This is a genomic window from Arthrobacter sp. CAL618 (assembly GCF_000468215.1).
In the GTDB taxonomy this organism is placed as follows: domain Bacteria; phylum Actinomycetota; class Actinomycetes; order Actinomycetales; family Micrococcaceae; genus Arthrobacter_D.
The window spans coordinates 7,303-11,606 of sequence record NZ_ASZW01000239.1 but is presented as its reverse complement, the minus strand read 5'-3'; the positions used below and the strand labels follow the sequence as shown (position 1 = coordinate 11,606).

The 4,304-nt window shown below is 66.6% G+C and carries 3 protein-coding genes and 1 pseudogene (2 of these 4 only partly in view); 1 reads left to right on the top strand and 3 read right to left on the bottom strand.

The window, feature by feature from the left end:
* Both K728_RS19550 and K728_RS0114190 read right to left on the bottom strand, forming a co-directional pair.
* Nucleotides 1–1,574: pseudogene (locus tag K728_RS19550) on the bottom strand (chorismate-binding protein); it reaches 563 nt to the left of the window's first position.
* Between the two features lie 23 nt (nucleotides 1,575–1,597).
* Nucleotides 1,598–2,215, bottom strand: coding sequence for a LysE family transporter (locus K728_RS0114190; RefSeq protein ID WP_019481109.1), 618 nt, complete (start codon nucleotides 2,213–2,215; stop codon nucleotides 1,598–1,600).
* Between the two features lie 105 nt (nucleotides 2,216–2,320).
* Here K728_RS0114190 and murJ point away from each other — a divergent pair, with 105 nt between their 5' ends.
* Nucleotides 2,321–3,823: a murein biosynthesis integral membrane protein MurJ gene (gene murJ, locus K728_RS0114185; protein ID WP_024477110.1), complete on the top strand. Its 1,503-nt coding sequence runs from the start codon at nucleotides 2,321–2,323 to the stop codon at nucleotides 3,821–3,823.
* An 8-nt stretch (nucleotides 3,824–3,831) separates the two neighbouring features.
* On the opposite strand, the gene K728_RS23330 is transcribed toward murJ, so the two are convergent.
* On the bottom strand, nucleotides 3,832–4,304 hold the 3' portion of the coding sequence (locus tag K728_RS23330) for an ATP-grasp domain-containing protein (protein ID WP_443110993.1). The gene runs 271 nt beyond the window's last position; the window shows 473 of its 744 coding nt (coding positions 272–744); its start codon lies off the right edge, out of view — the gene reads right to left on this strand; the stop codon is at nucleotides 3,832–3,834.

The window sequence follows — 4,304 nt, the reverse complement described above, 5'->3', positions numbered from 1 at the left end:
CGGGTGCCCTTGATCGGTTCGGCGCGCAGGGCGCCGCCGGCGCTGAGTTGCAGGAACCGCTCCGGGGATGTGCTGGCTACGGCGAAGCCGGGGAACCTGAGGAAATGGCCGAAGGGCGCAGGACTGGCCCAGCGCAGGCCGCGGTACACATCGAACGGGTTCAGGGCCCCTGTCGTGTGCGCGTGGAGGGAGGTGGTGAGACAGACCTCGTAGGTGTTGCCTTCCCGAATCTCGGCCTGGGCGCGGCGTACCTTGTCCAGGTAGCTGGCGCGGGTGTCGCGGGAGGTGAAGGCCGGCGGCGGGTCTGCGCCCGGGGAAACGGTGTCGCCCGGAAAAACTGTGTCGCTCGGAGAAGCTGTGGCGGCTGGGGAAACTGTGTCGCTCGGAGAAGCTGTGGCGCCCGGCGGCTTGAGGGCGTCCGCCTCCCGAACGGCCAACCGCGCTGCGGACAGCCAGTGCTGCACCTCCTGGTCATGTCCGGGCGCGGTCAGGGTGAGGAGATAGGTTGCCTGCTGCTCGTGATCGAGGACCACCGCACGGCCAGCGAAGATCAGGGCCGCGTCCGGGAGTGTGCCAGGAGCCGCGGAACTGCCACCGGTTTCCCGCTTGAGCTCGTACCCGAGATAACCCAACCAGCCCAGTGTGAAACCGCACAGATAGTCGCTGGGTGTGGGCACCGCCCTGCGACCCCAGACCGAATCGAGCCAACGGAAGAACGGGCCCGGGATGCGGGCCGTGACCTGCCCCGAAATGATTTCGGTTGCCCCGCTGGAGTGCCGGGCAAGCTGACCAAACTGGCCGCCGTCGTCGGCCAGGATGCTGAACCGGCTGCGCCCTCCGACCCCTGCAGCCGAGGCTGAACTGTCCAGCCAGACGGCATGTTCCGAGGAACCGTAGAGAGCGGCGAACAGGGCGGCGCCATCCGGGCAGCCGTCGTGACGCTCCACCTGCAGGGTGACGGCCCGGCGCTGTGCGCGCTCAGCCGCGAGCAGCGAACCGCACTGAGGCAGGCCGGTGAGGGCCAACCTGACCCGTTCGGGCGCCGAGACGTCCTGATGCCCGGTGACGACGAGGTCGGCGGTGAGCTGAGGTTGATCCCGGCTGAGCCACGTTTGCTCCTGCGCTGCCCACCGCTCCCAAAACGGCGCGTAGGCGTCCCCGTCACGGCTCAGAGCCGTGGTGCGCCGGATATCCTCGGTTGCTTCCACCCAGATGCTGACGTCCAAAAATTCGAGTGCGGCCCGGCAGGCCGCTCCAACACCCTCAACGATGACGACGTCGGCCGGTTCCGTGTGCTGTGCTGGCCCGTCGTCGTTGGCCTCCCAGTCCCACGCCCGCCACTCGGCGGTGTGCCCGGCGGCAAGGGGTTCCAGCACCGCCGAAACATAGCGGTCCATACCCGTTTCCAACCCGTCCCAGCCCGGGTATATGTCTTCGAGGTGAAACAGGCTGACCGTGTGATGCTCGCGGAGCAGTGCCGCCAACTCGACGGCGAGGGTGGTCTTGCCGGCCCCTGAGCGACCGTCGATAGCAACGATCAACGGTGCGACGGTGGTCCCGCCTTTTGGTGCCATGGGCTGTTGATCCTCGGGTGATGTTAGGCGACGGCGAGCAGGATACCCACGGCTACAAACAGTAGGCCAAAGATCCGGTTGAGGACGATCTGCCCACGAGGATTCTGGGTGAACCGTCTGAACGATTTGGCGGTTGCAGCGTAGAAGAACCACATGACCAGGACGTCGATCGCCACGACCGTGCCGGCCAGGATGCCGTACTGACCCAGCAGCGGCTCGGACGGCCTGATGAACTGTGGAATGAAAGCAAGGAAGAACACGATTGCCTTGGGATTGAGGAGGTTCACCCACAGGCCCCGGCGGAACAGGGAAAAGGCGCCCTCGGCCCGGCGGACCTCAGCCTGCTCCTCGAGATCGGGGGACTGCAGGAGTTTCCTGATACCCAGATAGACCAGGTAGGCGGCACCACCGAACCGGATGACATTGAACGCCACCGGGGAGCTCGCCACCAGGAGCCCAACTCCCGCCGCAACCACCGCAATGTGAACGAGGAGTGCCACCTGCTGCCCGAGGATGCCCCACATGGACCGGCGGAAGCCCACCGTGAGCGAATTGCTCATGGTGTTGACGGCCCCGGCTCCGGGGCTGAAGCTGATGAGGGCCTGGGCTCCGAGCAGAGCCAGCCAGACAGAAAAAGTCACCAGCCAATCCTAACGGGCCGTTGACGCCGCAGTGCGGGCGATCCCGGCGACAAAATGTATCGTCATAGGGTGACTAGGCCAGGTATACGGAGGGCAGCCCTACTGGTGACCGGCCTAACCGCCGTGTCCACCCTGTTCGGGTTCGTCCGTGACGTCGTGATTGCTGCCGTCTTCGGGGCCGGTGCCGAGCTCGACGCCTACCTCGTGGCGCAGGGGCTGATGAACATTGTGCTGGGCCTGATCGCCTACGCCATGGCCCGGTCGGCGATCCCCGTCACCTCCCGCGAGGCTGCCCAGGAGAAGGACGGTTGCCGGGGCCATCCGGGGTTCGACACCGCGCTCACCGTCACCATGATCGTGCTCGGCGTGGGCGGGGTGGTGATGAGTATCTTCGTCGGCCCAGTCACCGCGGTGATCGCCCCGGGCTTTGATGGCGCACAGGCCGAGACAACCGAGGCGCTGACCCGTATCGTCCTGATCGCCACGGTGCTGATCGCTGGGACGGACCTATTGGCCTCACTGTCGCAGTCACATGGTCGGGTGGTCTGGTCAGCGTTGCAGGGCGTGCCGTTCAACATCATCATGATCGGGGCCGCCGGACTCTTTGGGCCCACCTATGGCATCGCCGCGCTCGCGGTCGGGTTCGTCGTCGGGTCGGCCGCACGCCTGCTGTTGCAGCTGCCGCCGCTGTTTTCGTTGGGAACGCGGGTGCGCCCGCGGTTGAACCTTGGGGACCCGGGATTCCGCGAAATGGCGCGGCTGATGCCACCGATGCTTGTGGGCAGTGCGATCGCCAATATCAACACCCTAGTGGACCGTGCGGTGGGCTCCACCCTCGAGGAGGGGGCCATTACAGCCCTGTCCTATGGGTGGCGGCTGGTCAACCTGCCGGAGACCCTGATTATCGCTTCGCTGCTGGTACCTCTCTACCCGGCGTTGAGCGCTTCATCGAAGAACATCGCCGAGGTGCGCCGGCTGGTGGGCCGCGGGCTGGCGGTCGCGGTCAGCGTGCTGACCCCGATCTGCGTGGTGATGATCATCGCAGCCGAACCGCTGGCAGAGGTGGCCTTTGGTCGCGGCGCCTTCACCGGCGACGACATCACCTCAACGGCTACCGCCCTGGCCTGGTACGCGCCCGCCCTGCTGGCCCTCGGGTGCCGCCAGGTGGTGGTGAGTACTTCCTATGCGCTGGGTGATGCGCGGGCCCCGGTGGTGGTGTCGGTAATTGCGATGGTGATTAATGTGGTTGGAGACATCATGCTCGCTCCCATCATGGGGATAGCAGGCATTGCGCTGGCGACCACCGCGTCACTGGGCTTCGCGGCCCTGGCGAACGGTTGGCTGCTGCATCGACGCCACCGGGGGTTGGATCTGCGGCCTACCGTGGCGTTGATAGCGCGCGCGTTGGGGCTGGCCGCGGTAGCCGGGGCGGCAGGCGTCGGCGCCCTGGTGATCGTGGCTGGGCAGCCGGCCATTGTGGTCGGCGGGGCAGTCGCCATGGTGGTCCTCGGCGTGTACCTGTTGGGGCTGATTCTGCTGCGGGCACCAGAACGACTGCTGGCCCTCGACATGGTCAAGGGCGTCGCGCGGAGGAGCGGGCGGGGTTAGCCGAGTAGCTACCCGGTGACTGCTGCCACTGATTTTGGCTTTCGATCGATCCGCCGTAACCGGGCAGAGGCAAGGTGAAGGGTGGGGCCCGGGTCTTTCAGATCCCACACGCTGTGGCGGGCCTGACCAGCCCACCGCAGGGTATCCACCACGTCGGCGACCCGCCCGCCGCGCTGTTCTACACTGGCCCGTCGCAGATCCCCGGCCGTCCACGCGTAGCGCATGCCAGGGGCGGCGTCGGGCAATGTCTGCATCTTCTCGCCGAGCACCAGACGCCCCCACAGATCAGTCAGACCCGGCCGGGCGGCGTTGGTGAGTGCCATCGAACCGAAGAAGCGGCCGTTGAGGTCGATCAGGTGATGGACGCCGTCGTCGTCAATCAGGAACTGCAGCTCCACCAACCCCCACCATCCGAGCTCGCGGAGCAGCGCTTCGACCTTGGCTGCGAGATCCTCGTCCACCCGGACCGTCTCGGCACGGG